The following is a 22,376-nucleotide window of genomic DNA, read 5'->3' as shown; positions in this document are numbered from 1 at the left end:
CAAATTTTGAAGGATTCTGACCATCGCTACTGCATTTCGCGACCGCCGCCACCGCGAGGAACGCCAACACCGCCTTAACCGGGAAATCATGGCCCCGGAAGTCCGCCTAGTCGGCCCGGAAAACGAGCCCATGGGTGTCATGAGTCTCTCGGAGGCCTTGCGCCTTGCTGGCGAGGCTGACGTGGATCTGGTGGAGGTCGTTGCGGCGGCCAACCCGCCGGTTTGCCGCCTGATCGAGTACGGAAAGTTCAAGTACCACGAGCAGAAGAAGGCAGCCGAGGCGAAGTCGAAGCAAAAGGTCATCGAGGTCAAGGAAATTAAGTTCCGCCCCGGTACCGACGACGGCGACTACAACATCAAGATGCGCAACATCAAGCGCTTTCTCGATGAGGGCGACAAATGCAAGATCACGCTGCGCTTCCGGGGCCGCGAGATCACGCACCAGGAGCTCGGTTTGGCACTGCTGCAGCGCATTCGCGACGAACTGGGCGACCTGATCATGGTCGAGCAGTTCCCGAAGCTCGAAGGCCGCCAGATGATCATGATGATCGCGCCGGGCCGCAAGAAGGCCGGTGGCGCCGCACCGAAGCCGGCAGCAGATGCTGCGCCGGCAGCGGCGTCCCCCGCAACGGCCTGAGCGGGCGGGGTCGCAGCAGCGAGGTTTTGAAGGGATTTCGCCGTTGCCGGCACTTCGAAAGAAGCGCGGGCAGGGGCGAGATAAAGAAGTGTCTCGGGGCCAACAAGTTCGTGGAGTTTCCACGGCGCCTCACGAGCACAAACTAAAGGAGCATTTACATGCCCAAAATGAAGACCAAGAGCAGCGCGAAAAAACGTTTCCGCGTTCGTCCCGGTGGCACCGTCAAGCGCGGTCAAGCCTTCAAGCGTCACATCTTGACGAAGAAGACCACCAAGAACAAGCGTCACCTCCGTGGTGCAGTCGCAGTGCATGAGACCAACATGGTTTCTGTCGCCGCCATGCTGCCCGGCCGTGGCATTTAACTCAGACGAACAAGGAGTACACACATGCCTCGCGTCAAACGTGGTGTAACGGCTCGCGCCCGCCACAAGAAAGTTCTCGCACTCGCCAAGGGTTTCCGCGGTCGCCGCGGCAATGTCTTCCGCGTCGCCAAACAGGCGGTGATGAAGGCAGGCCAATACGCCTACCGTGACCGCCGTACCAAGAAGCGCGTGTTCCGTCAGTTGTGGATTGCGCGTATCAACGCCGCCTCGCGTGAACTGGGCCTGACCTACAGCCAGTTCGCCAACGGCATCCGCAAGGCCGGTATCGAGATCGACCGCAAGATGCTTGCGGACATCGCCGTGCACGACAAGGCCGCTTTTGCCGGCATCGTGGAGCAGGTCAAGGCCAAGCTGGCTGCTTGATTCTGCACAGCAGGAGTGCCGCCTTCGGGCGGCTTCCTGCGCCCACGGCTCAAGGGCTGGCGCTTGAAAAGGCTCCAGCTCTTTTTTATTTCCCCTCGAAGATTTTTGTTGCTATGAACGAGCTGGACTCCCTGGTAGCCACCGCAGGCGCCGCTTTCGCCCAAGCGAAAACGCCCGCTGAACTCGAAAACGCCAAGGCGCAGTTCCTCGGCAAGTCGGGTCGCATCACCGAGCTGATGAAGGGCATGGCCGCACTGAGTGTCGAGGAGAAGAAGTCCCGCGGCGCCGCGATCAACGTGGGCAAGCAGGCCATCGAGGCCGCCTTGACCGAGCGCCGGCAGCAACTGGCAGACGAAGAACTCTCGCTGCAACTGCGCGCCGAGGCGCTCGACGTGAGCCTGCCCGGCCGCCGCCGCATTCCGGGAGGCCTGCACCCCGTGAGCCGCACGCTGGAGCGCATCGAGGAGATCTTCTCGAGCATGGGCTTCGACGTGGCCGACGGCCCCGAGATCGAGAGCGACTGGCACAGCTTCACCTCGCTCAACAACCCGCCGAACCATCCGGCGCGTTCGATGCAGGACACCTTCTATGTCGACATCAATGGCGACGACGGTGTTCCCTACAACCTGCGTCCGCACACCAGCCCGATGCAGGTGCGCTATGCGCATCAGCACATCAAGAAATATGCGGCCGAGTTCGCCGCCGCCGCCGCCGATGAGACCGGCACCGTCAAGGCGCCCGAGATCCGCGTGATCGCGCCGGGCCGCACCTACCGTGTCGACAGCGACGCCACGCATTCGCCCATGTTCCACCAGTGCGAAGGCCTGTGGCTCGGCGAGAACGTGAGTTTCAAGGACCTGAAGGTCGTCTTCACCGACTTCTGCCGCACCTTTTTCGAGCGCGACGACCTCGTGCTGCGCTTCCGCCCGAGCTTCTTTCCGTTCACCGAGCCCAGCGCCGAGATCGACATCCAGTTCGCGAGCGGCCCGCTGGCCGGCCGCTGGCTCGAGGTGTCGGGCGCCGGCCAGGTGCACCCGAACGTGGTGCGCAACATGGGCCTCGACCCCGAGCGCTACATCGGCTTCGCCTTCGGCATGGGCCCCGATCGGCTCACGATGCTGCGTTATGGCGTGAACGACCTGCGCCTCTTCTTCGACGGCGACCTGCGTTTCCTCTCGCAGTTCCAGTAAGCACCCACCCATAAAAAAACCAGATCGAGATCGAAGAGATGCAATTCCCGGAATCCTGGCTGCGCGAGTTCTGCAACCCGCCCCTCGACAGCGCAGCACTGGCCGAAACGCTCACCATGGGCGGCTTCGAGGTCGAGGAGCGCCGACCGGTGGCGCCGCCTTTCACGCGCATCGTGGTCGGTGAAATCAAGGAAGCGGTGCAGCACCCCAACGCCGATCGCCTGCGCGTGTGCCAGGTCGATGCGGGGCAGGGCGCCTTGCTCAACATCGTGTGCGGCGCGCCCAACGCGCGCGTCGGCATCAAGGTGCCCTGTGCGCTTGTCGGTGCCGAGTTGCCACCGGGCGAAGACGGCAAGCCTTTCCTCATCAAGCTCGGTCAGCTGCGCGGCGTCGAAAGCCAGGGCATGCTGTGCTCGGCGCGCGAGCTGAAACTCAGCGAAGACCATGGCGGCCTGCTGGAGCTCGATGCCGACGCACCCATCGGCGTTGACGTGCGCGATGTGCTCAAGCTCGACGACGCGTTGCTCACGCTCAAGCTCACGCCCAACCTGGCGCACGGCCTGAGCGTCTATGGCGTGGCGCGTGAACTCGCCGCGCTCACCGGTGCGCCGCTCAAGACCCCGGCCATCGCCGCGGTCGCGGCCGCGTTCACCGACGTGTTGCCCGTCAAGGTCGAAGCACCCGAACTCTGCGGCCGTTTCTCGGGCCGCATCATGCGCGGCGTGAACACCCAGGTGAGCACGCCCGGCTGGATGGTCGAGCGCCTCGCGCGCTGCGGACAACGCAGCGTGACCCCGCTGGTCGACATCTCGAACTACGTGATGTTCGAGTACGGCCAGCCGACCCACATCTTCGACCTCGACAAGATCCACGGCGGGCTCACGGTGCGCTGGGGCAAGGCGGGCGAACAGCTCAAGCTGCTGAACGGCACGACCATCTCGGTCGACGACAAGGTCGGCGTGATTGCCGACGACCGCGAGGTCGAGTCGCTCGCCGGCATCATGGGCGGCGACGCCACTTCGGTGTCCGACGACACGCGCAACATCTACGTCGAAGCCGCGTTCTGGTGGCCCGAAGCCGTGCAGGGCCGTTCGCGCCGCTTCAACTTCTCGACCGATGCAGGCCACCGCTACGAGCGCGGCGTCGATCCGAGCCGCACGGTGCAGATCATCGAGCGCATCACGCAACTGATCGTCGAGATCTGCGGCGGCCAGGTCGGCGCCATCGACGACCAGACGCTGCACGTGCCCGCGGCCGTGCCCGTCACGCTGCGCGTGGCGCGTGCAGCGCGCGTCATCGGCATGCCGCTGACCCAGGCGCAGTGCGCCGATGCGTTGAACCGCCTCGGCTTTGCGATCAAGGAAGGCGAGGGCACGTTGACCGTGACGCCGCCGCCGCATCGCTTCGACCTGCTGATCGAAGAAGACCTGATCGAAGAAGTCGCTCGCCTGATCGGCTTCAACAACCTGCCGACCACTGCGCCGCTGGCGCCCATCACCGCGCGCGTGCGCCCTGAGGCGCAGCGCAGCCGGTTCGCGGTGCGCCACAGTCTGGCCGCGCTGGGTTACCAGGAAACGATCAACTTCAGCTTTGTCGAAGCGCACTGGGAGCAAGACCTGGCCGGCAACGCCAACCCGATCAAGCTGCTGAATCCCATCGCCAGCCAGATGAGCGTGATGCGCTCCTCGCTGCTCGGTTCGCTGATGCAGGTGCTCAAGTTCAACCTCGATCGCAAGGCGCCACGTGTGCGCGTGTTCGAGGCGGGCCGTGTGTTCCTGCGCGACGACAGCGTCACCACCACCGACAGCACGGTGCGCGGTGTGAACCAGCCGATGCGCGTGGCTGGCCTGGCCTGGGGCGACGCCGATGAGTCGCGCTGGGACGGCAAGTCGCAGCGCGTCGATTTCTATGACGTGAAGGGCGACGTCGAAGCGCTGCTTGCGCCCGTGGTCCCGACCTTCGAGGTGGCCGAGCATCCCGCTTTGCACCCTGGCCGTTCGGCGCGCGTGCTGGTCGACGGCAAGGCTGTCGGCTTCGTCGGCGAACTGCATCCGCGCTGGCGCCAGAAGTGGGACTTCTCGCAGGCGCCGGTGCTGTTCGAACTCGACCTCGACGCCGTGACCGCGCGGCCCGTGCCGGTGGCGCAGGCCGTGCCCAAGCACCAAGCCGTCGAACGCGACATCGCGGTCGTCGTCGCGGAGTCGGTCACGCACGACGCGCTCATGCAGACCATTCGCGCGGCAACCGCTGCGCAGGGGCTGCTGCGCGATGCGGCGCTGTTCGACATCTACCGTCCGCAGCCGTTGCGCGATGGCGCCGCGGCCGCGCCTGGTGCGCTGGCGCAAGGCGAGAAAAGCATGGCGGTGCGCCTGAGTTTCCAGAGCGACAGCGCCACCCTGACGGACGAGCAGGTCGAACCTGCCGTGCGTGCCATCGTCGAACAATTGGGCGCCACGCTCGGCGGCCGCTTGAGGGGTTGATGAGAATGAACGCTGCCGAATTCACGCTCGAGGCCCTCGAAACACCCGCGCTCACCAAGGCGCACCTGGCCGACCTGCTGTTCGAGCAGATTGGCTTGAACAAGCGTGAGTCCAAGGACATGGTCGAAGCCTTCTTCGAACTCGTGGCCGGCAGCCTCATTGAAGGCACGGACGTGAAGATCTCGGGCTTCGGCAATTTCCAGATTCGTGTGAAGGCGCCACGGCCGGGCCGCAATCCGCGCACCGGCGAAGCCATTCCCATCGGTGAGCGCCGCGTGGCCACCTTCCACGCGAGCGCGAAACTGAAGGAACAGATCCACGGGAGCATCGATCAGGGCAACGCGTCCGAGGTCGAGTGGAGCCTGGGCGCGGAATAGTGCTTGGTGCTGTGCGCCTGCGTGGAGTAATCTCTAAGGTTTCCCGCGCACAGTCTTGATTTCAATGGAGAAAACGCTCCCGCCGATTCCTGTCAAACGCTACTTCACCATCGGTGAGGTGGGCGAACTTTGTGGCGTCAAGCCGCACGTGCTGCGCTACTGGGAGCAGGAGTTCACGCAACTGCGCCCCATGAAGCGTCGTGGCAACCGCCGCTACTACCAGCACCACGAGGTGCTCATGATTCGCCGCATTCGCGACCTGCTCTATGACCAGGGCTTCACCATCAGCGGTGCGCGCAACAAGCTGCAGGAACTCGTGCAGGGCGAGCGCGAGCGCCGCAAGGCCGGCGAGGTTCCGCTCGAAGGCATGGAAGCGATCGAGATCGACCAGGAAGAATTCGACGCCGCCGTCGTGCAGGAGGCGCCCGTGTCGGCGTCAGCAACGGCGAAGCCGGCCGATCTGTCGCAGTTGTTGCACCTGCGTCGCGAACTCTTTGAAATTCGTGAGCTGTTGACCATCGGACGCTGAAATTACACAGCTATAATTGAGAGCTTCGGTGTGTGGCGCAGCCTGGTAGCGCACTTGCATGGGGTGCAAGGGGTCGAAGGTTCGAATCCTTTCACACCGACCAAAATCAGTAGATAGATCAACGGGTCAGAGCCACAAGCTCTGACCCGTTTTTTTTCCTGAGTGCCATGCAAGCAGTTTCACCTCCGCATGCCACTCCACGCAAACCGCAAAAAAATCGGGCAAGACCGATTCCCTGCACGCTCGCGATCCGCTCTTGCACAGCCGAATCTTCAAGCAGCAGGCCTGGGTGACGATAGACAAAGAGGACCAGCGACGCAGCCGGTTCTCTGTTGTCCACGCTCAGGCAGAACGCGGAGAACGCACGCCGGACCAACCAGCTGGCCTTGTCGGCCTCCGAGGTGGCCAACAAGGGCGGCACGGTGGTCTTGCAGGTGGTCGGCACCATGGCATCGATCGACAGCTCGTCGAAGAAGATCGTGGCCATCATTGGCGTGATCGACGGCATCGCGTTTCAGGCCAACATCCTGAGACTTCCGCATTGCCCCGCAAGACGCCCGCAACGCCGCTGGCGTCGCGCCCACCGGCGCACTCCATGGCGGGCAGTTCGCCGCCGCGCATCTTGCGCGCAGTAGCGGCGCCGAAGCAGTCGGCAAGACACGCGTCGGAAGAATGGGCCAATTTCTGAGCGCTTCGAGCCCTGTTTCACAGAACCTGCGCGCGGACTTCACCCTGACTTCACTTCGCTGGACCACACTGGCTTTCGACAGCAGGCCGGCGCTGGTAGAGGCCAGGGAGGGATAAAAAAACTGCTCAGGGAATGCCTCGATGCCGCGCCTGCTGTCACCTTCTTGTGCATGCTCAGCGCCCGTCATGTCCGGCCGGGTGCTTGTGCTCCTCGCGCCTTGCTGGAGCCCAGGGCCTGCCGCCCATGAAAAAGCCCGCGCGAGGCGGGCTTTGGAATGTGGTCGTGAACTCTTACGCGGTCCACGCTACGGCAAATTCTTTTGCATGAAGTCAATTTTGTTTTTCTCGTCGTAGTGACTTCGACGCGCCGGTATGAGATTCGGCTTGCCTGGACAGGCAACGCTCAGGATCTTTGAGCGAAGCCGCGAGTATAGCAGGGCCGCCGATCGGACATTCGTCCAGTGGCGGCCACGCCCCCTGAGGCGGACAGTACGGGTTCTCCATCACTCCCTACCGAGATCCTCATGACCACCCTCCAACGCTTCAAGCTCGCCGCCGCTGCCGCCGCCATCGGCCTCTCGTTTTCCGCCACGGCTGCCACGCCGGCCGCATCGGACACCGCCAAGCCCAGCGTGGTGATCGTCCACGGCGCCTTCGCCGACGGCTCCGACTGGGCCAAGGTCATTCCGCTGCTGCAGGCCAAGGGCCTGCACGTGGTGGCCGTGCAGAACCCGCTGACCTCGCTCGAAGACGACGTGGCCGCCGCCAGACGCGCCATCGACGCGCAACCCGGCAAGGTGGTGCTGGTGGGCCATTCGTGGGGCGGCTCGGTCATCACCGAGGCCGGCGCCAACGACAAGGTGAGTTCGCTCGTCTACGTGGCCGCCTTCGCGCCCGACGCCGGCCAGAACAGCGCCGAGCTCGGCAAGGACTACCCGCCGGCGCCCGGCTTCGCCCACATCGTGGCCGACAAGAGCGGCTTCCTGTCGCTCACCAGGGAGGGCATGAGTAAGCACTTCGCGCAAGACCTGCCGGCCTCGGCCACCGCCGTCATGACCGCGACGCAAGGCCCCATCCTGGGCAAGTCGTTCGAGCAGAAGCTCTCGGTGGCCGCCTGGAAGACCAAGCCTTCGTGGTACCTGGCCACCAGCGCCGACCACATGATCCAGCCCGCGCTGCAGCTCGACATGGCGAAGAAGATCGGCGCGCACCTCACGCGCGTGAACAGCAGCCACGTGCCTCAGCAGTCGCAGCCCGCCAAGGTGGCCGAGGTGATCCTGGACGCTGTGCGCCAATCCAAGTAAGGTGCCGCGTGCCGGCGCAAGGCAGTCCTTTGCGTCGGCACGCCTCCCTCCGCTTCTTCCGCCTCCCGTGCCGCCTTCCTCCTCCGTCCAGGTCTTCGACGCCATTCGCGCCCTCGCATTCGTCGGCGATCTCAGCATGGGCCAGCCCATCGACCATTCGGCGCGCACCGCGTGGCTGGCTTCGCAGCTCGCGGCCGCCACCGGGCGCAGCCAGGAAACGCAGGGCCATGCGGCCTGCGTGTCGCTGCTGCGCTGGTCGGGGTGCACGGCCAATGCGCCCGAGTTCTCCGACCTGCTGGGCGACGACATCGGCGGGCGGCGCACCATGCTCTCGACCCCCTCGGCGCGCGCGGCATCCGACTTTGCAGGCACCGTCGGCCCGCTCGCCGAGATCCATTGCGAGGTGTCCGGCGACATCGCCCGCACGCTGGGCATGCCGGCGGCGGTGGAGCTGCCGCTGCGCCACATCTTCGAAACCTTCGACGGTCACGGCAAGCCGAACGGGCTCGACGCCTCGCGCATTCCCGAAGAAGTGTTCCTGGTGTCCATTGCGGGCGACCTCGAGATTTTTTCCCGCGTGCACGGCCTGAACAACGCGCTGCGCTACATCGCCGACCGTGCCGATGCGCGCTACCCGGCCTTCTTGGTCGATGCGGTGCAGCGGCATGCGCTCGACTGGCTCCACGTGCTGGAGCAGGGCGCCGCCGCCGAGCCCTTGCCCCTGGCCGGTGCGTTGCAGGGCACCACCGCACCGCTCGAACTCATCGCCGACGTGATCGACCTCAAGCTGCCGTGGATGACCGGCTTCTCGCGCCGGGTGGCCGAAGCGGCCTTGCGCTGCGCGGCGGACATGGGGCTCGACGCCGCGCGGCAGCAGCGCATCTACCGCGCGGGGCTCATCCATGGCATCGGCCGCGCGTCGGTGCCCAACGGCGTGTGGGACGTGCCCGGCGTGCGCAGCGAGGCCGACACCGAGCGGCTGCGCCTCGTGCCGTACTGGACGGAGCGCGCGGCGCGCCGCATCGACACGCTGCGCCCCGAGGCCGAGATCGCCTCCTTCGTGGACGAGCGCCTCGACGGCTCCGGGTTCTTTCGCGGCGTGAAGGGCGCGGCCATCGACACCGAGGCGCGCGTGCTTGCCGTGGCCGCGCACTGGGTGGCCTTGCGCACCGGCCGCCCCGGCCAGGCCGCGCTGAGCGAGGCCGACGCGTTCGGCGCCTTGCGCGCCGAGGCCGATGCAGGGCGGCTCGATGCGCATGCGGTCGCCGCGCTCACCGGGTACCCGCATGTCGATGCAGCGGTGCCGTTGCCGGCGGGCGATGCGTCCGCGCTGCTCTCCGGCCGCGAGGTCGAAGTGCTCGGCCGCATCAGCCTCGGCGAAAGCAACAAGGAGGCGGCACGCTCGCTGGGCATCAGCCCGAGCACCGTGCGCGCGCACCTTGAGAACATCTTTCGCAAGCTGGGCTGCACCACGCGCGCCGCGGCCACGCTGAAGGCGCTGACGCTCGGCCTGCTCTGAGGCAGGCCGCGTGGCGCGCGCCTCGCTCAGCCGAAGGTGAACACGTAGGCCTGCGCACCGGCATCGAGAAACTCGATCTCGAACAGCCGGTCTTGTGCATTCGACGCCTGCCGCACCAGCTGGTACAGCCGCTGTGCGTCGACCGTGCCGTTGCCCTGTGCATCGATGTCCGCGCCGTGGTCCGCCAGCGGCGGCTTGCCGTCGACCTGCACGCGAAAGCGCACCGGCTTGCCGTCGGCCGACGGGCCCAGCACCAGGTGCAGGTCGCGCGCGTGGAAGCGATAGACGATGCGGCCGTTGGCATGGCCCAGCACGGCGCGCTCGCTGTCGACCGTCCACTCGCCTCTCAGCGCCCACTGGTTGGTGCGCAGCGACGCGGGCGCCAGGTACGCGCGCGGCCGGTCGTTCGCGATGCCGCCCGGCGACGCGAAGCCGCGCGCGCGCTCATGGCCCAGGTAGGTCTCGCCCGAGAGGGCCGGTGACGCGCCCGCTGCGGCCTGCGTGCCCTGGCCCTGCGGCGAAACGAATGCGCTGGACGCGGCCGGCCGACCGGCCTCCGCCAGCAGCTGTTGAATAACCTGCTCCGACTGCTCGTACTTGCCTTCGCCGAACTGGTGATGGCGAATGCGCCCCTGCGCGTCGATGAAGTACAGCGCCGGCCAGTACTGGTTGCCGAAGGCGCGCCAGATCGCGTAGTCGCTGTCCACCGCCACCGGAAAGCCCACGCCCAGTTCCTGCGTCGCGCGGCGCACGTTGGCCGGCTGCTTCTCGAAGGCGAACTCCGGCGTGTGCACGCCGACCACCACCAGGCCCGCGTCCTTGTACTTCCCGGCCCACGCGCGAACGTAGGGCAGGGCGCGCAGGCAGTTGATGCACGAGTAGGTCCAGAAGTCGACCAGCACCACCTTGCCGCGCAGGCCTTCGGGCGTGAGCGGGGCGGAGTTGATCCATTCGGTGGCGCCGGTGAGCGGCGCGAAGCCGCCCTCGTCGGGCAGGGACAGCGCGGGCTTCTTCGGCCCGGGCTGCGCTGAAGTCGGCATCAGGCCGGAACGGTCGATGCCGGCCTGCGGTTGCTGCCTCTTCGTGTCGACCTTGTCCACGAGCGCCTTCTCCAGCGCAGAGGTGGTACCGAAGGAGATCTGGCTGAGCAGGCCGGTGTCCAGCCCCAGCGCAATCGCGCCCACACCCGCCAGCACGGCCACGCCCGCCACGCGGCGCACCCATTCGCCCGTGCGCAGCGACCCCTTCATGGCTGCGAACAGCCGCCCGCCGAACAGCAGCGCCGCCGCGAGAGACGTGCACGCACCCGCCGCATAGGCCAGCAGCAACAGCGAGGTGCCGATGCTCGCGCCATTCAGCGCCGCACCCGTCAGGATCAATCCGAGGATCGGCCCCGCGCAGGGCGCCCACAGCAGCCCCGTGCCCACGCCCAGCAGCAGCGGCGACACCACCGATGCCCGTGCGCGCTCCGTGTCGGACAACCGGATGCCGAGCGCCACCAGCGGCCGGCTCAGCCGTTCGGCCAGCGATGGAAACAGCAGCGTCACGCCGAACGCCGCCAGCAGCGCGATGGCCGCCTGGCGCCCGTACTCGTTCAGCGTCACCACCCAGCCGCCGCCCACGGCCGCCAGCGTGGCGATGGCGGCGAAAGCCAGCGCCATGCCCGCCAGCATGGGCAGCCCATGCGAGCGGAACGGACGGTCGGCCCGTGCGAACACGAAAGGGAGCACCGGCAAGATGCACGGGCTCAGGATGGTGAGCACACCACCCAGGTAGGCAACGATGAGGAGCAGCATGGTGCAGGTCTCGGCAGGGGTCGATAGCGGGAGAAGTTCAGCTTTGCTGCGCGGCGCGGATGTTCAAGCTGAGCCGGGCTTCCAGCCCGCCTTCGCCGCGGTTGCGCAGCGCCAGCTCCGCGCCCATTGCCACCGCGAGCTGGTGCGCAATGGCCAGGCCCAGGCCCGTGCCGCCGGTGCTGCGGTTGCGCGAGCCCTCGACACGGTAGAAAGGCTTGAGCACCTGCTCCAGCTCGCCGGGCGGAATGCCCGGGCCGTTGTCGACCACGGCCAGCACCAGCCTGTCCGCGCCGGCATGCACCTGCAGGCGCACGTCGTCGCCGAACTTCAAGGCGTTGTCGATCAGGTTCATCAGGATGCGGCGCAGCGCGTTCGGCCGCGTCACGATGGGTTCGCCCACGCGGCCTTCCAGCCGCACCTGTTGGCCCGCGTCCTCGTAGTCGGCCAGCATGCTTTCGAACAGCGCGTCGGCGTCGATGCGCAAGGGCGGCTCGGTGGCGCCGTGCAGCGTGCGCGCGTAGGTCACGCCTTCGCGCACCAGGGCATGCATCGCGTCCAGGTCCTGGCGGAACTTGTGGCGGTCCGGCTCGCTGTCCATCAGGTCGGTGCGCAGCCGCATGCGCGTGATGGGCGTCTGTAGGTCGTGCGAGATGGACGCCAGGATTTCCACGCGCTCGGCCATGTAGCCCGCAATGCGCTTTTGCATCGCGTTGAAGGCACGCGCCGCATGCTTCACTTCGGTGGGGCCTTCTTCCGCCAGCGGCTTGCCCCTCAGGTCGGGCCCCAGTTCGTCGGCCGCGTCGGCCAGCTGCGCCAGCGGCCTGGTGACCAGCCGCACCGCATACCAGGCGCACACGGCCAGCACCAGCAGCTGCAGCCACAGCAGCCACATCACCCAGCTCGACACCGGCATGTCGACGCGGCGCGCATGCACGACCACGTCCGAGCCGTCCGACAGCCGCACCTGGATCTGCAGGCCCTGCGGCGGGTTGTCCACCTGCGCGACCTTGACGATGCGAAACGGCCGCATCGCATCGGCGATGGCCGTGGCGAACTGCTGCGACATCGGCGTGTCGGGCGGCGTGCCCTGCGCCGTGCCGCCCAGCACGAAGCGGTAGTTGCGCCGCTCCAGCCGCGCCAGCCAGCCTTCGCGCTCGGCGGCGGGCAGCCGGTCGAGGATGGCCACCGAGCTGGCAATGTCGCGCTCGATGCCCGTCATCATCAATTCGCGCATCGCAATGCCGCGTTCGTAGCGAATGGAGGCGAAGGTCAGCAGCTGCGCAATCGCCAGGCCGACGACGATGATCAACGTCACGCGCGAGAACAGCGAGCGCGGAAGCCATCGGCGCAGGCCGAGGGCAGCGGGGAGACTTGCGGAGGTAGGCATGGACGGGTTTATAGACCCCGGCCCGGCCCTTCGGCCGCTTGTTTGTATTGCAGTGTGTGCACCGTGGCGTTCGACATGGAACATTACCCGGCGCTGGCGGTGCCCTGCGTCGCCGCGCAACGTAGTGTGGCGCCGCGTCCCGCCGGATACACAGGCATACAAGCCGCCTTGCGCCGCGCCCCGGCCGGGCTACATTGCGGTTTCCGCCCACCTGCAAGCCCCGCCGCACCGCCATGACCCCCAAGACCTCCGACCACATCCTCATCGTCGACGACGACCGGGAGATCCGCGAGTTGCTCACCGCCTACCTGGTCAAGAACGGCCTGCGCGTGGTGGCGGTGCCCACGGGGAGGCACATGCGTGCCGCACTGGAAGAGTCGGGCCCGTTCGACCTCATCGTCCTCGACCTGATGCTGCCGGGCGAAGACGGACTCACGCTGTGCCGCGACCTGCGCACCGGCAAGTACAAGGCCACGCCCATCCTGATGCTCACGGCGCGCAGCGAGGAGGCCGACCGCATCCTCGGCCTGGAGATGGGCGCTGACGACTACCTGGCCAAGCCCTTCGCAGCGCGCGAACTGCTCGCGCGCATGCGCGCGGTGCTGCGCCGCACGCGCATGCTGCCGCCGAACATGCGCTCGACGGAGTCGGCCTCGATGCTGGCTTTCGGCGAATGGCAGGTCGACACCACGGCGCGTCACCTGATCGACGACAGCGGGGTGATGGTGGCGCTCAGCGGCGCGGAGTACCGGTTGCTGCGCGTGTTTCTCGACCACCCGCAGAAGGTGCTGAGCCGCGACCAGTTGCTGAGCCTCACGCAGGGCCGGGAGGCCGAGCTGTTCGAGCGTTCGATCGACCTGCTCGTGAGCCGGCTGCGCCAACGTCTGCGCGACGGGGCGCGCGAGCCGCGCTACATCAAGACGGTGCGCAGCGAGGGCTACGTGTTCGCGTCGTCGGTCGAGGCGCTGGACTGACGCCGGCGCGCGCGTGCATCGGCGCGCGTGGCGATGCATTGGCAGCTGACCGGGTTGCGCACTTCATGCGCGATGCCGCCCGTGAGGAACAGCAAGGCCAGCCAGAGCTTCTTCACTTGGGTTGCTCCGCCAGCAGCGCCTGGATCTTCTTCTCGGTAGTGCCATAGCTGCCCTCGCCGAAGTGCGAGTAGACGATCTTTCCCTGCTTGTCGATCAGGTACACGGCCGGCCAGTACTGGTTGTCGAAGGCCTTCCAGGTGCCGTAGCCGTTGTCCTGCGCCACCGCGTGCCTGATCTGCAAACGCTCGATGGCGTCCTTCACGTTCTTCGTCGACTTCTCGTACGCGAACTCCGGCGTGTGCACGCCCACCACGACCAGGCCCTGGTCCTTGTACTTCTCGTTCCAGTCTTTCACGTAGGGAAGGTGGTTCAGGCAGTTGATGCAGGTGTAGGTCCAGAAGTCGACCAGCACCACCTTGCCGCGCAAGTCCTGCAGCTTCAGCGGCGGCGAGTTGAGCCAGGTGTCGATGTTCTGGAATTCGGGCGCGGGCTGCGCATCGGCCGCGGCGATGTCGCCTCCCCACCGCGAGGCGGCGAACGACAGCGTCAGGGCCGACGCGCAAGCGCTGAGCGCCACGGCGAAGAAAAGGGCAGGGGAGCGAAAGCGCATGGGTGTTCCTTCGGAAGATGAGTGGCGGCGTTCATCGATGTGTGAACGTGGCCGATTCTTCGGCGTGCGACCACCTTGCGGCGCCAACTGCATATGCCTGTGTATCTGCAGGACGCAAGGAAAACACTACGTTTCGCGCAACGAAACCCAGCGCGTCGTGGCTTCGCGAAGTGGCCCCGTGTCTTCAGGGTGCTGAGCTCGTCTACCAGTTCTCGGGGATGGCTTGCCGCACCCAATAAACACACACTCCGACACGTTTTGAAATTCACCTGATCTGAAGGCTCTCTCATGTCGGCGCTCGCTCCAACCGGTGGCATCTGTTCTGCAACTTCGCGCGCGCATGCCACCGGGCGTTCGTTGTCCGATCGACTGGTCAGGCCCGTGCTGGGCGCCATGGTCGTCGGCCTGGCCTCCTGCGGCGGCGGTGGCGGGGGGAGTGGTGGTCTCGCGTTTCCGATTCCCTCGGCATCGACGCCGCCGGCCGCCCAGGCTCCTGCCGAACCCGCACCGCCGGCAGCATCCGGCGCGACGTACACCGTGAGCGGCAAGGTCAGCGGCCTCCTGGGCCCCGGCCTGGTGTTGCAGAACAACGCCGGTGACGACCTGGCCATTGCGGCCGATGGCAGTTTCAGCTTCGCCACCGCGGTGCTCGGCGGCGCGGGCTATGCGGTCACGGTCAAGAGCCAACCGAAAATCCTGACCCGGGTCTGTACCGTCAGCAACGGCACGGGCACCGTGGGCAATGCCGCTGTCGCCGACGTGGCGGTGAACTGCGCCGCACCTGCGGCGCGCTTTGCCTATGTGACGAACTCGGGCTCCAACAACCTCTTTGCCTACACGGTCGACGCCAGCACCGGCGCCCTGGGAAACGTGCCCGGGCCGATGCCCGTGACCGGGGCCGATCCCGGCGCCATGACGGTGCACCCCACGGGCCGATTTGCGTATGTGCCCAACACGGCCGACAACACCGTGTCGGCCCACACCATCGATGCGGGCACCGGCGTGCTCACTGCGCTGGCAGGGCCGCCGGTGGCGACAGGAGGCGGCCCCATCTCCGTGGTCGTGGAGCCCACAGGTCGCTTTGCCTACGTCACCAACAGCTACGGCTACACCGTGTCTGCCTACGCGGTCGACGCAGGCACCGGCGCGCTCTCACTGCTGGCAGCGCCGGCGGTGGCCACGGGCCGCTACCCCGTGTTCCTCGCCGTCGATCCTCTGGGCCGGTTTGCCTACGTGGCAAACCGGACGGGCGGCACCTTGTCGGCCTACGCCATCGATGCCGGCACCGGCGCGCTCACCGCGCTGGCCGTGCCGGCGGTGCCTACAGGATCGGGGCCCAGCGCCGTCGCGTTCGACCCCAAGGGCCGGTTCGCCTACGTAGCCAATGCGTTCTCCAGCGACCTGTCCGCCTTCGCCATCGATCCCGGCACCGGCGCATTGACGCCGATGGCCATGCCAAGCTCGGCCACGCTGAACGTTCCCTTGTCAATCGCCGTGGACCCCTCGGGCCGGTTTGCCTATGTGGTGAACCGCGGCTCGAGCAGTGTGTCGGCCTACACCGTCGATGCCGGCACCGGCGCGCTGAGTCCCATGGCCGTGCCGCCAGTGGCGGTCAGGAGTTCTCCCTCTTCCATCGCCGTGGACCCCACCGGGCGATTCGCCTACGTGACGAATTCCGTTTCCAAGGACATATCGACCTTCACCATCGATGCCAGCACCGGCGCCTTGAGCCCGATGGCCGTGCCGACCGTGGCAACCGGCGGCATCCAACCCCAGTTCCTGGTCTTGTCCAGGTAGCCGGCCTTTGCATCCATCGCTCCCCATCAGCCGTCACGCCAGGCGCAGGCTCCACCGCACACCTTGCCGCTGAGCGCTTGATGGGATGGAGGAGCGGCACGCATCCGAGAAAGTCTCCGTTGGTGCGCGAATGCCGCTCCGAGCAGACGACCTTGCGCTCGACGAGCAGGCCGCGGCCACGCGCGTCACGGCAATGGCCTGCGCCGCGAATCGGCGATGCAGTGGCAGTCGCCGAATTCGTGCTAGAACTTCCGTATGCGTTTGCATCCTCCGTGCCTTTCGGTGTCCAGCCGCCGGCTGGCTTGGTTCCTGCTCGGGGAGCCCTCGGGCGCTTGCGCTACAGTCGCGAACCTTCCGCCCATCACCTGCCACCCGAGTGAAACCTAGAAAATCTGTCAATAGCCTGGTTTTTCGGCTGATTGTGATGGGCTTGGTGATGGCGCTCGTGGGAACGGCCGCCAGCTATTTCCAGCTCAGCCGCTTCCTGCGCCAGGACCTGACGGAATCGGTGGCGACCCAGCAGGCGGCGCTGGCAGGCTACGTCGCACGCGACGTCGACAACTACCTCAGCGAGCGGCTGCTGTTCCTCGAGCGCCTGGCGGCCACCCTGCCGCCCGAGCTTCTTTCGCAACCCGGGCAGCTGCGTGCATGGCTGGAAGAACGCAGCACGCTGAGCCCCGTGTTCCCGCTCGGCCTGATGGTGGCGGACGCCTCCGGCCAGCGGCTGGACGGCGTCGGACAGCTTCCGGTCGGCGGCGCGGAATTCACCGGCGCCCTGGCGGGGCGGGCCAGCCTGGGCCGCGCGCAGGCCGTTCCCGTTTCGGGTCATTCGGTGCTCCCCATGGCCGCGCCGGTGCGCAACGGGGCCGGGCAGGTCGTCGCGGTGCTGGCGGCCACCGCCGACCTGTCGGCCGACGGCCTGCTCGAGCATCTGCAGCGCGGGCGCGTGGGGCAGGCGGGCGGCATCCTGGTGGTGTCGCCGCGCGACCGGCTTTTCGTCGCCTCGACGGACGTCTCGATGTCGCTCACGCCTACCCCGCCGGTCGGCGTGAACCTGCTGCACGACCGCGCCATGGAGGGCTATCGCGGCAGCGGCACGACGCGCAATGCCAAGGGCATCGACGAAATCTCGGCCATCGCCTCGGTGCCGACCAGCGGCTGGTTCGTGGTGGCACGGCTGCCCGTGGAACAAGCGCTGGCCCCCGTGGGGCGCATGCAGCGCTTCATCCTGCAGCAGCGCGCGCCGGCCGTGCTGGGCGTGCTCATCGTGATCGGGTTTGTCCTGGCCTGGCTGCTGCGGCCGTTGCTGCGCGCCGCCGACCAGGCCGACCGCATGACCCGCGGCGAACTCCCGTTGACGCCGCTGCGGGTGGTGCGCAACGACGAAATAGGGCATCTCACGCAGGCCTTCAACCGCCTGCTCGCAAAGCTGGTCGACAACCAGGCGGCGCTGGCGCGCCTGGCGCACCACGACAGCCTCACGGGCCTGCCCAACCGCAAGCTGCTGGACGACCGGCTGCAGCAGACGCTGGTGCGTGCCAAGCGCAACGCCAGCCAGGTGGCCGTGCTGTACCTCGACCTGGACGGCTTCAAGAACCTCAACGACACCCTGGGCCATGAGGCGGGCGACGAGGCCCTGCGCGAAATTGCGCGCCGGCTGCTCGGACTGGTGCGCGAGACCGACACGGTGGCGCGCATGGGCGGGGACGAATTCGTGCTGCTGGCCGCCGACTTCGAAGAGCCGGCGGAAAGTGCCGCCCTGGCGCTGGCGCAAAGGTGCATCGACGCGATCGTGCGGCCGTTGCCACTGCGTCACTCGGGCACCGCCATCGGTGTGTCGATCGGCATCGCGCTCGGCGGCGGCGACGAAACACCGCAAGACCTGCTCGCCGCAGCGGACAAGGCCATGTACCAGGCCAAGCAGAACGGACGCGGCAGCTATGTCGTGTCGGCGGAGCTGCCGGCCATGCCGCTGATGCCCGGCGCGCTGCGCGCGTAGCCCGGCGCCTGCGAGACGCCGGCAGCGCTCGGCGATGCGGTGAAGGCGTGCCGTCCGACGTGGCGCTGCGGGGGCGCGCGATAGTGTTCGGCATTCCACACCGGAGCCTGAACATGCCAAGAACCCTCCAAAACCTCCTTGCCCGCCCGCCGCTGCACATGGCCCTGGGCGTGTTGGCCGCGTTCATGATGACTGGCTGCGCGGTGTCGCCGCCCACCATCGCGCCGGTGAAGCAGGTCGACCTGCAGCGCTTCATGGGCGACTGGTATGTCATCGGCAACATCCCCACGCGGCCGGAGCGCAACGCGTTCAACGCCGTGGAGTCGTACAGCCTGAAGCCCGACGGCAGCATCGACACGCGCTTTCGCTACCGCGAAGGCGGCTTCGACGGCCCGCTGAAAACCATGAACCCCACCGGCACCGTGGTGCCGGGCACCAGCAACGCGGTGTGGGGCATGCAGTTCATCTGGCCCATCAAGGCGGAGTACGTGATCGTGGACATCGACCGCGACTACCAGCTCACGATCATCGGCCGCAGCGACCGCGACTACGCATGGATCATGGCGCGCACGCCGACCATCCCCGAGCCGCTCTACCAGGCCGCCGTCACGCAGCTGAAAACGCTGGGGTACTCGGTCGACAACCTGCGCCGCGTGCCCCAGCAGTGGCCGGAAGACGCCGACGCGGTGCCGAAGAAGTAGCCGCGGCCGCGCCGGCTCGCCCCGGCGCTAGATGTGCAGCGCCGCCAGCACGCCGATGGCCAGCCCGGCCACGGCCACGCCGAACATGCCGCGCTCCAGCCATTTCTTCTTGGTGAGCAGCGCAATGGCCGCCAGCGCAATCGACACCTGCAGCACGGTGGTGGCCTGCGCCCAGCGGTGGTGCTGGTGCATTTGTTCTTCGGAGTGCGCGTCCCATTTGTTGGCCTCGTCTTCGAGCTTGCGGGCGGCGGTCTGAATGTCGGTCTTTTCCTGCTCGTAGCGCGCCACCTTCACCTGCCAGCCCTGGCGGCGGCCGTCGTCGGTGGCGGTGTCGCGCGCGAACTCGGCCAGCGCCTGCTTGGTACTCTTCGACTGGAAGTAGTTCCACTGGTTCGACGCCTCGGTCTTCTTGATGGCGGCGTTGTTCTTGTAGAGGCCGGCGTTGGCCTGGGTGGCCCCGCCCATGTAGGAAAAGATGGCGCCCACGGTGGCGATCACGGCGGTGCACACCGCGATCTTGCTGGTCATGCTCATGCCGCCATCCTTGCCGTCGGTGCCATGCGCAGCGCCGCCGCCATGGCCGTCGCCGTGCCCTCCGGAGGCTGCGTGTTCGAGTTCGTGATCGTGCGGGCCGTGCACGTGAAAACCGTGTCCTGACATGAGGTCCTTTGATGTATCTGGAAATTTCGGGGGCGCGCGAGTATGCACGGTCTTCATGACCGTGCCGTCTTAACGCGTTCGCCGAGGCTCCAGCCCGCGGGCTTCACGGTGAGGCCGGTTTCAAGCCAGCGGGGTCGTGGCGTCGCCTTGTGCGCGGCGGGCCGCCAGCGCTCGAAGAAGCAATCGCAGCCTGAGCAGCGTCCTGCGCGCCTGCGTCTGCCAGGTCGGGCTGCGGGGCCGCGGGGGAGCCAGCCGCAGCGGAAGCGGCATGTGCTCCGAGTCCGGCGAGTTCGGGCCGAACGGGTCTTGCTTCATGGCGTGGGCGATCCGCATGAGCCGCATGGACGCCCCGGGTTCGTGGCGGCGCAGGGCCTCCACTTCTTCGGCATAGCTCTCGGTCAGGCGCGCCCACCTCGAGAAGTCATGTCCTGACGTTGCAGCTTCGCGGTTCATCCTGAACCTTTCCTTTTTGATCATTCGCGCCGGGAGGGCGGGCCTCGGCGTTGACCCTCTCGTGCCGGGTTCAGGCGCCTGAATGATCTATCGGAAAGTCCAGCGATATCTTTAGTACGAAGCCATTCTTTTTTGAATCGCCGTGCTAGATCTTCAGGGCCGGGAACGACTTGACCAGGTCGTCCAGCGCCTTCAGCTGCGTGAGAAAGGGCTCCAGCTTGTCCAGCGGCAGGGCGCTCGGGCCGTCGCACTTGGCTTGCGCGGGGTCGGGGTGTGCCTCCAGGAACAGGCCGGCCAGGCCCACCGCCATGCCGGCGCGCGCCAGGTCGGCCACCTGCTCGCGGCGCCCGCCCGACGCCGCAGCGCCGGCTTCGCGCTGCTGCAGCGCATGGGTCACGTCGAAGATCACCGGCAGGTCCTGCGTGATCTTCTTCATCACGCCGAAGCCCAGCATGTCCACCACCAGGTTGTCGTAGCCGAAGCAGGTGCCGCGGTCGCAAAGAATGAGCTTGTCGTTGCCCGCTTCCTTGAACTTCTCCACGATGTTGAGCATCTGCGAGGGGCTCAGGAACTGGGGCTTCTTGATGTTGATGGCCCGGCCCGTCCCGGCCAGCGCCACCACCAGGTCGGTTTGCCGCGCCAGGAAGGCGGGCAGCTGCAGCACGTCGACCACCTCGGCCACCGGCGCCGCCTGCGCGATTTCGTGCACGTCGGTGAGCACCGGCACGCCGAAGGTGTCCTTCACGGCCTGGAGGATCTTCAGGCCCTCGTCCAGCCCGGGGCCGCGGTACGAGTGGATCGACGAGCGGTTGGCCTTGTCGAAGCTGCCCTTGAACACGTAGGGAATGCCCAGCTTGCGCGTGACGCGCACGTATTCTTCGGCGCTGCGCAGGGCCAGGTCGCGGGACTCCAGCACGTTGACGCCGCCGAAGAGAACGAACGGGGCGCTGTTGCTGACGGTGACTTGGGGGCTGATGGTGACGGTAGACAAGGTTTTCTCCAGGCTGTTTGCCTCTATTGTCCGTCCGCTTCGACAGCCCGACGCGGGCGCCCCGGGCTACTTCTTGCGCGGCGGCGGCGTGGCGTCCTTGACCACTGGCTCGGCCCCGTCGTCCCGGTAACGCAGCTGGTTGCCTACCCGGCTCGGGTACTTCAGTGCGTCCATCGACCCCGCGCGCCCGGTGAAAGGCAGCATTTCGCTGCCCGTGTACGTTTCGCGGCGCAGCGGAGGCCGGGGGCCCACGGTGGGCTGCGGGGTCGTCACGCCTTGCTCGCCGTGCGCCTGCAGCGCCTCGCGCCCCTGGGGGGTGATCGTGTGCAGGTGGCTCGGCGTTCCGTCGTGCCGGGGGCTGGAAACTTCCCGGACGTAGCCCTGTGCGCGCAGTGCCGCCAGGTCGTCGGAAACCGGTCTGCCCAGGCTCTGGCCGATGGCGATGCCGAGCGACAGGTCCATGCGGGCCACCGCGCGCAGCACGGCAAGATGGTCCGGGGTAAGGGAAGCGGGGGATGGGAGAGTCATCGCGCATTCTCCACGGATCGCGCCACAACGCGAAATCGGTGCGTTCAGAAGTGCGCCCGCAACGCCGCCCGAGGCCCGCAGGGCGCGCGCGCAGCGTTCAGTTGGCCGGAAGCGTCCGTGCAGCAGCCGCGTCGCCGCGGTGTGCGATCCATGCCAGGCACTGTTCGCGCAGCAGGTCGATGGAGGCCAGCGCGTTCGACTGCGGCTCGAAGATCGACAGTTCGCAATGCGGCAGGCCGTCGCAGTGGATCTGCGCGGTGCCGGCGAACTTCTCGCGGGCCGGCTCCAGCCGGTAGTGAATTTCCCACCGGCCGTGGTGCTGCTCCGAGTGCGCGACGGCATCGAGCGAGGCCGTGGTCTTTGTCTTTGGCTCGGCGCGCGCGCGGCGCGAGCGGGGAGCGGAAGGCCTCAGGAGCGAAGCCGAGCGGAAGGTGTTCATGCGCGGAATGTGCAAGGTGTGCGTGATGAAGGAGTGGCGCGCTTTCCTGCGCCCAGGCCTTCGACAGGCCCGGCGCCGGGGAGCGCCGAAAAAATGTAGTGCCCTTCCGGCGCGGGCGCTGTCGGAAGAGATGCCGACTCGCTCAGCTGAATCTAATGTTCCTGAGCGGCGCGGTCTGTGCGGCAACGCACGTGTCAGGCCGATGCAAGGGCGTAACGTGTGCACGGGAAACTGTTGGAGCACCAAACAAGGGTCGTATGCCGCTCGATTACCTTCACAAGATTGAACAACTGGGCCTGCCGCTGATCGTCGACGACGAGAGCGACATCCGCTGCGTGGCGGTGCTGCTCGCTGCAGGGCTGGTGGACGCCGCGGTGCCGCCGCCTTCCGCGGGGGGCGAACCCGGCGGCGTGCAGTTGCCGGCCGTCGTGAAAAAGATCACCCCGCTCGGACGGGCCGAACTCCTGCGGCGGCGCGGGCTGCACGGCCCGCAGCCCTGACGCGCTGAAGCC

General features: G+C 67.2%; 23 protein-coding genes, 1 tRNA gene and 1 pseudogene. 16 read left to right on the top strand and 9 right to left on the bottom strand.

Annotation, left to right across the window (positions count from 1 at the left end; translation table 11 throughout):
• The first annotated feature begins 13 nt into the window (after nucleotides 1-13).
• The 11 genes and pseudogenes from infC to AC1DJH_RS28330 all read left to right on the top strand — a co-directional run bounded on the left by infC (nucleotide 14) and on the right by AC1DJH_RS28330 (nucleotide 9,469).
• A complete protein-coding gene (gene infC / locus AC1DJH_RS28380) occupies nucleotides 14-637 on the top strand; it encodes a translation initiation factor IF-3 (protein ID WP_435436705.1) in 624 nt (207 codons plus the stop codon).
• 158 nt (nucleotides 638-795) lie between these two features.
• On the top strand, nucleotides 796-999 hold the full coding sequence (gene rpmI / locus AC1DJH_RS28375) for a 50S ribosomal protein L35 (protein ID WP_007832497.1): 204 nt from the start codon (nucleotides 796-798) through the stop codon (nucleotides 997-999).
• A gap of 24 nt (nucleotides 1,000-1,023) precedes the next feature.
• The gene (gene rplT / locus AC1DJH_RS28370; protein WP_007832499.1) at nucleotides 1,024-1,383 is read left to right on the top strand and encodes a 50S ribosomal protein L20; all 360 of its coding nucleotides are present in this window, start codon (nucleotides 1,024-1,026) and stop codon (nucleotides 1,381-1,383) included.
• Nucleotides 1,384-1,496: 113 nt separating this feature from the next.
• On the top strand, nucleotides 1,497-2,573 hold the full coding sequence (pheS, locus tag AC1DJH_RS28365) for a phenylalanine--tRNA ligase subunit alpha (RefSeq protein WP_478187961.1): 1,077 nt from the start codon (nucleotides 1,497-1,499) through the stop codon (nucleotides 2,571-2,573).
• A gap of 38 nt (nucleotides 2,574-2,611) precedes the next feature.
• A complete protein-coding gene (gene pheT, locus AC1DJH_RS28360) occupies nucleotides 2,612-5,053 on the top strand; it encodes a phenylalanine--tRNA ligase subunit beta (RefSeq protein ID WP_478187960.1) in 2,442 nt (813 codons plus the stop codon).
• 5 nt (nucleotides 5,054-5,058) lie between these two features.
• On the top strand, nucleotides 5,059-5,430 hold the full coding sequence (locus AC1DJH_RS28355; RefSeq protein ID WP_435436677.1) for an integration host factor subunit alpha: 372 nt from the start codon (nucleotides 5,059-5,061) through the stop codon (nucleotides 5,428-5,430).
• 64 nt (nucleotides 5,431-5,494) lie between these two features.
• Complete coding sequence (locus AC1DJH_RS28350; protein ID WP_472124847.1) at nucleotides 5,495-5,959, top strand: MerR family transcriptional regulator; 465 nt, start codon at nucleotides 5,495-5,497, stop codon at nucleotides 5,957-5,959.
• Nucleotides 5,960-5,985: 26 nt separating this feature from the next.
• Nucleotides 5,986-6,062 (top strand) — tRNA-Pro (locus tag AC1DJH_RS28345).
• Nucleotides 6,063-6,288: 226 nt separating this feature from the next.
• A pseudogene (locus AC1DJH_RS28340) lies at nucleotides 6,289-6,495 on the top strand (methyl-accepting chemotaxis protein); the annotation flags it as partial.
• A gap of 675 nt (nucleotides 6,496-7,170) precedes the next feature.
• Complete coding sequence (locus tag AC1DJH_RS28335; protein ID WP_472124845.1) at nucleotides 7,171-7,950, top strand: alpha/beta fold hydrolase; 780 nt, start codon at nucleotides 7,171-7,173, stop codon at nucleotides 7,948-7,950.
• Nucleotides 7,951-8,017: 67 nt separating this feature from the next.
• Nucleotides 8,018-9,469, top strand: coding sequence for an HD domain-containing phosphohydrolase (locus tag AC1DJH_RS28330; RefSeq protein WP_478187959.1), 1,452 nt, complete (start codon nucleotides 8,018-8,020; stop codon nucleotides 9,467-9,469).
• 26 nt (nucleotides 9,470-9,495) lie between these two features.
• Here AC1DJH_RS28330 and AC1DJH_RS28325 read toward each other — a convergent pair whose 3' ends face one another.
• Together AC1DJH_RS28325 and AC1DJH_RS28320 are read right to left on the bottom strand one after the other, a co-directional pair.
• Nucleotides 9,496-11,265, bottom strand: a complete 1,770-nt coding sequence (locus tag AC1DJH_RS28325; protein WP_478187958.1) for a cytochrome c biogenesis protein DipZ — start codon at nucleotides 11,263-11,265, stop codon at nucleotides 9,496-9,498.
• Between the two features lie 37 nt (nucleotides 11,266-11,302).
• Nucleotides 11,303-12,652, bottom strand: coding sequence for an ATP-binding protein (locus AC1DJH_RS28320; RefSeq protein ID WP_478187957.1), 1,350 nt, complete (start codon nucleotides 12,650-12,652; stop codon nucleotides 11,303-11,305).
• 233 nt (nucleotides 12,653-12,885) lie between these two features.
• Here AC1DJH_RS28320 and AC1DJH_RS28315 point away from each other — a divergent pair, with 233 nt between their 5' ends.
• Nucleotides 12,886-13,626: a response regulator gene (locus AC1DJH_RS28315; protein WP_472124833.1), complete on the top strand. Its 741-nt coding sequence runs from the start codon at nucleotides 12,886-12,888 to the stop codon at nucleotides 13,624-13,626.
• Here AC1DJH_RS28315 and AC1DJH_RS28310 read toward each other — a convergent pair.
• Together AC1DJH_RS28310 and AC1DJH_RS28305 are read right to left on the bottom strand one after the other, a co-directional pair.
• Entirely contained in the window at nucleotides 13,590-13,742 is a 153-nt protein-coding gene (locus AC1DJH_RS28310) for a hypothetical protein (protein ID WP_472124830.1), read from the bottom strand. The two genes, AC1DJH_RS28315 and AC1DJH_RS28310, sit on opposite strands and share 37 nt — an antisense overlap.
• The gene (locus AC1DJH_RS28305) at nucleotides 13,739-14,296 is read right to left on the bottom strand and encodes a thioredoxin family protein (protein WP_478187956.1); all 558 of its coding nucleotides are present in this window, start codon (nucleotides 14,294-14,296) and stop codon (nucleotides 13,739-13,741) included. Before AC1DJH_RS28305 ends, AC1DJH_RS28310 begins: the two co-directional genes overlap by 4 nt.
• A gap of 357 nt (nucleotides 14,297-14,653) precedes the next feature.
• On the opposite strand from AC1DJH_RS28305, the gene AC1DJH_RS28300 reads away from it, so the two are divergent.
• The 3 genes from AC1DJH_RS28300 (at nucleotide 14,654) to AC1DJH_RS28290 (ending at nucleotide 18,793) form a co-directional block, all read left to right on the top strand.
• Complete coding sequence (locus tag AC1DJH_RS28300; protein WP_478187955.1) at nucleotides 14,654-16,093, top strand: lactonase family protein; 1,440 nt, start codon at nucleotides 14,654-14,656, stop codon at nucleotides 16,091-16,093.
• A gap of 424 nt (nucleotides 16,094-16,517) precedes the next feature.
• Nucleotides 16,518-18,092 (top strand): diguanylate cyclase domain-containing protein, encoded by a 1,575-nt coding sequence (locus tag AC1DJH_RS28295; RefSeq protein WP_478187954.1) that lies wholly within the window; start codon nucleotides 16,518-16,520, stop codon nucleotides 18,090-18,092.
• A 113-nt stretch (nucleotides 18,093-18,205) separates the two neighbouring features.
• Complete coding sequence (locus AC1DJH_RS28290; protein WP_472124819.1) at nucleotides 18,206-18,793, top strand: lipocalin family protein; 588 nt, start codon at nucleotides 18,206-18,208, stop codon at nucleotides 18,791-18,793.
• 27 nt (nucleotides 18,794-18,820) lie between these two features.
• Here the strand turns inward: AC1DJH_RS28290 and AC1DJH_RS28285 are convergent, their stop codons facing one another.
• From AC1DJH_RS28285 to AC1DJH_RS28265, 5 genes are all read right to left on the bottom strand, one after another.
• Entirely contained in the window at nucleotides 18,821-19,327 is a 507-nt protein-coding gene (locus AC1DJH_RS28285; protein ID WP_478187953.1) for a DUF4337 domain-containing protein, read from the bottom strand.
• 246 nt (nucleotides 19,328-19,573) lie between these two features.
• Nucleotides 19,574-19,906 carry a hypothetical protein gene (locus tag AC1DJH_RS28280; protein ID WP_472124814.1) on the bottom strand — a complete coding sequence of 111 codons (333 nt, stop codon included), beginning with the start codon at nucleotides 19,904-19,906 and terminating at the stop codon, nucleotides 19,574-19,576.
• A gap of 145 nt (nucleotides 19,907-20,051) precedes the next feature.
• Nucleotides 20,052-20,897 carry a 3-deoxy-8-phosphooctulonate synthase gene (kdsA, locus tag AC1DJH_RS28275; RefSeq protein ID WP_478187952.1) on the bottom strand — a complete coding sequence of 282 codons (846 nt, stop codon included), beginning with the start codon at nucleotides 20,895-20,897 and terminating at the stop codon, nucleotides 20,052-20,054.
• A gap of 66 nt (nucleotides 20,898-20,963) precedes the next feature.
• The gene (locus AC1DJH_RS28270) at nucleotides 20,964-21,425 is read right to left on the bottom strand and encodes a hypothetical protein (protein WP_435484198.1); all 462 of its coding nucleotides are present in this window, start codon (nucleotides 21,423-21,425) and stop codon (nucleotides 20,964-20,966) included.
• Between the two features lie 97 nt (nucleotides 21,426-21,522).
• Entirely contained in the window at nucleotides 21,523-21,864 is a 342-nt protein-coding gene (locus tag AC1DJH_RS28265) for a hypothetical protein (RefSeq protein WP_478187951.1), read from the bottom strand.
• Between the two features lie 257 nt (nucleotides 21,865-22,121).
• On the opposite strand from AC1DJH_RS28265, the gene AC1DJH_RS28260 reads away from it, so the two are divergent.
• The gene (locus AC1DJH_RS28260) at nucleotides 22,122-22,364 is read left to right on the top strand and encodes a hypothetical protein (RefSeq protein WP_478187950.1); all 243 of its coding nucleotides are present in this window, start codon (nucleotides 22,122-22,124) and stop codon (nucleotides 22,362-22,364) included.
• Nucleotides 22,365-22,376: the final 12 nt, after the last annotated feature.

The organism is Variovorax sp. 10N412 (assembly GCF_056394985.1).
The sequence above is the reverse complement of the archived record's forward strand: the minus strand, read 5'-3'. Positions and strand labels throughout refer to the sequence as shown.

Coding starts and splice junctions, on each gene's coding strand:
- rpmI (WP_007832497.1), top strand. CDS start 796: ATGCCCAAAATGAAGACCAAGAGCAGCGCGAAAAAACGTTTCCGCGTT.
- rplT (WP_007832499.1), top strand. CDS start 1,024: ATGCCTCGCGTCAAACGTGGTGTAACGGCTCGCGCCCGCCACAAGAAA.
- pheS (WP_478187961.1), top strand. CDS start 1,497: ATGAACGAGCTGGACTCCCTGGTAGCCACCGCAGGCGCCGCTTTCGCC.
- pheT (WP_478187960.1), top strand. CDS start 2,612: ATGCAATTCCCGGAATCCTGGCTGCGCGAGTTCTGCAACCCGCCCCTC.
- AC1DJH_RS28355 (WP_435436677.1), top strand. CDS start 5,059: ATGAACGCTGCCGAATTCACGCTCGAGGCCCTCGAAACACCCGCGCTC.
- AC1DJH_RS28350 (WP_472124847.1), top strand. CDS start 5,495: ATGGAGAAAACGCTCCCGCCGATTCCTGTCAAACGCTACTTCACCATC.
- AC1DJH_RS28335 (WP_472124845.1), top strand. CDS start 7,171: ATGACCACCCTCCAACGCTTCAAGCTCGCCGCCGCTGCCGCCGCCATC.
- AC1DJH_RS28325 (WP_478187958.1), bottom strand. CDS start 11,265: ATGCTGCTCCTCATCGTTGCCTACCTGGGTGGTGTGCTCACCATCCTG.
- AC1DJH_RS28320 (WP_478187957.1), bottom strand. CDS start 12,652: ATGCCTACCTCCGCAAGTCTCCCCGCTGCCCTCGGCCTGCGCCGATGG.
- AC1DJH_RS28315 (WP_472124833.1), top strand. CDS start 12,886: ATGACCCCCAAGACCTCCGACCACATCCTCATCGTCGACGACGACCGG.
- AC1DJH_RS28305 (WP_478187956.1), bottom strand. CDS start 14,296: ATGCGCTTTCGCTCCCCTGCCCTTTTCTTCGCCGTGGCGCTCAGCGCT.
- AC1DJH_RS28295 (WP_478187954.1), top strand. CDS start 16,518: ATGGGCTTGGTGATGGCGCTCGTGGGAACGGCCGCCAGCTATTTCCAG.
- AC1DJH_RS28290 (WP_472124819.1), top strand. CDS start 18,206: ATGCCAAGAACCCTCCAAAACCTCCTTGCCCGCCCGCCGCTGCACATG.
- AC1DJH_RS28285 (WP_478187953.1), bottom strand. CDS start 19,327: ATGAGCATGACCAGCAAGATCGCGGTGTGCACCGCCGTGATCGCCACC.
- AC1DJH_RS28280 (WP_472124814.1), bottom strand. CDS start 19,906: ATGAACCGCGAAGCTGCAACGTCAGGACATGACTTCTCGAGGTGGGCG.
- AC1DJH_RS28270 (WP_435484198.1), bottom strand. CDS start 21,425: ATGACTCTCCCATCCCCCGCTTCCCTTACCCCGGACCATCTTGCCGTG.
- AC1DJH_RS28265 (WP_478187951.1), bottom strand. CDS start 21,864: ATGAACACCTTCCGCTCGGCTTCGCTCCTGAGGCCTTCCGCTCCCCGC.
- AC1DJH_RS28260 (WP_478187950.1), top strand. CDS start 22,122: ATGCCGCTCGATTACCTTCACAAGATTGAACAACTGGGCCTGCCGCTG.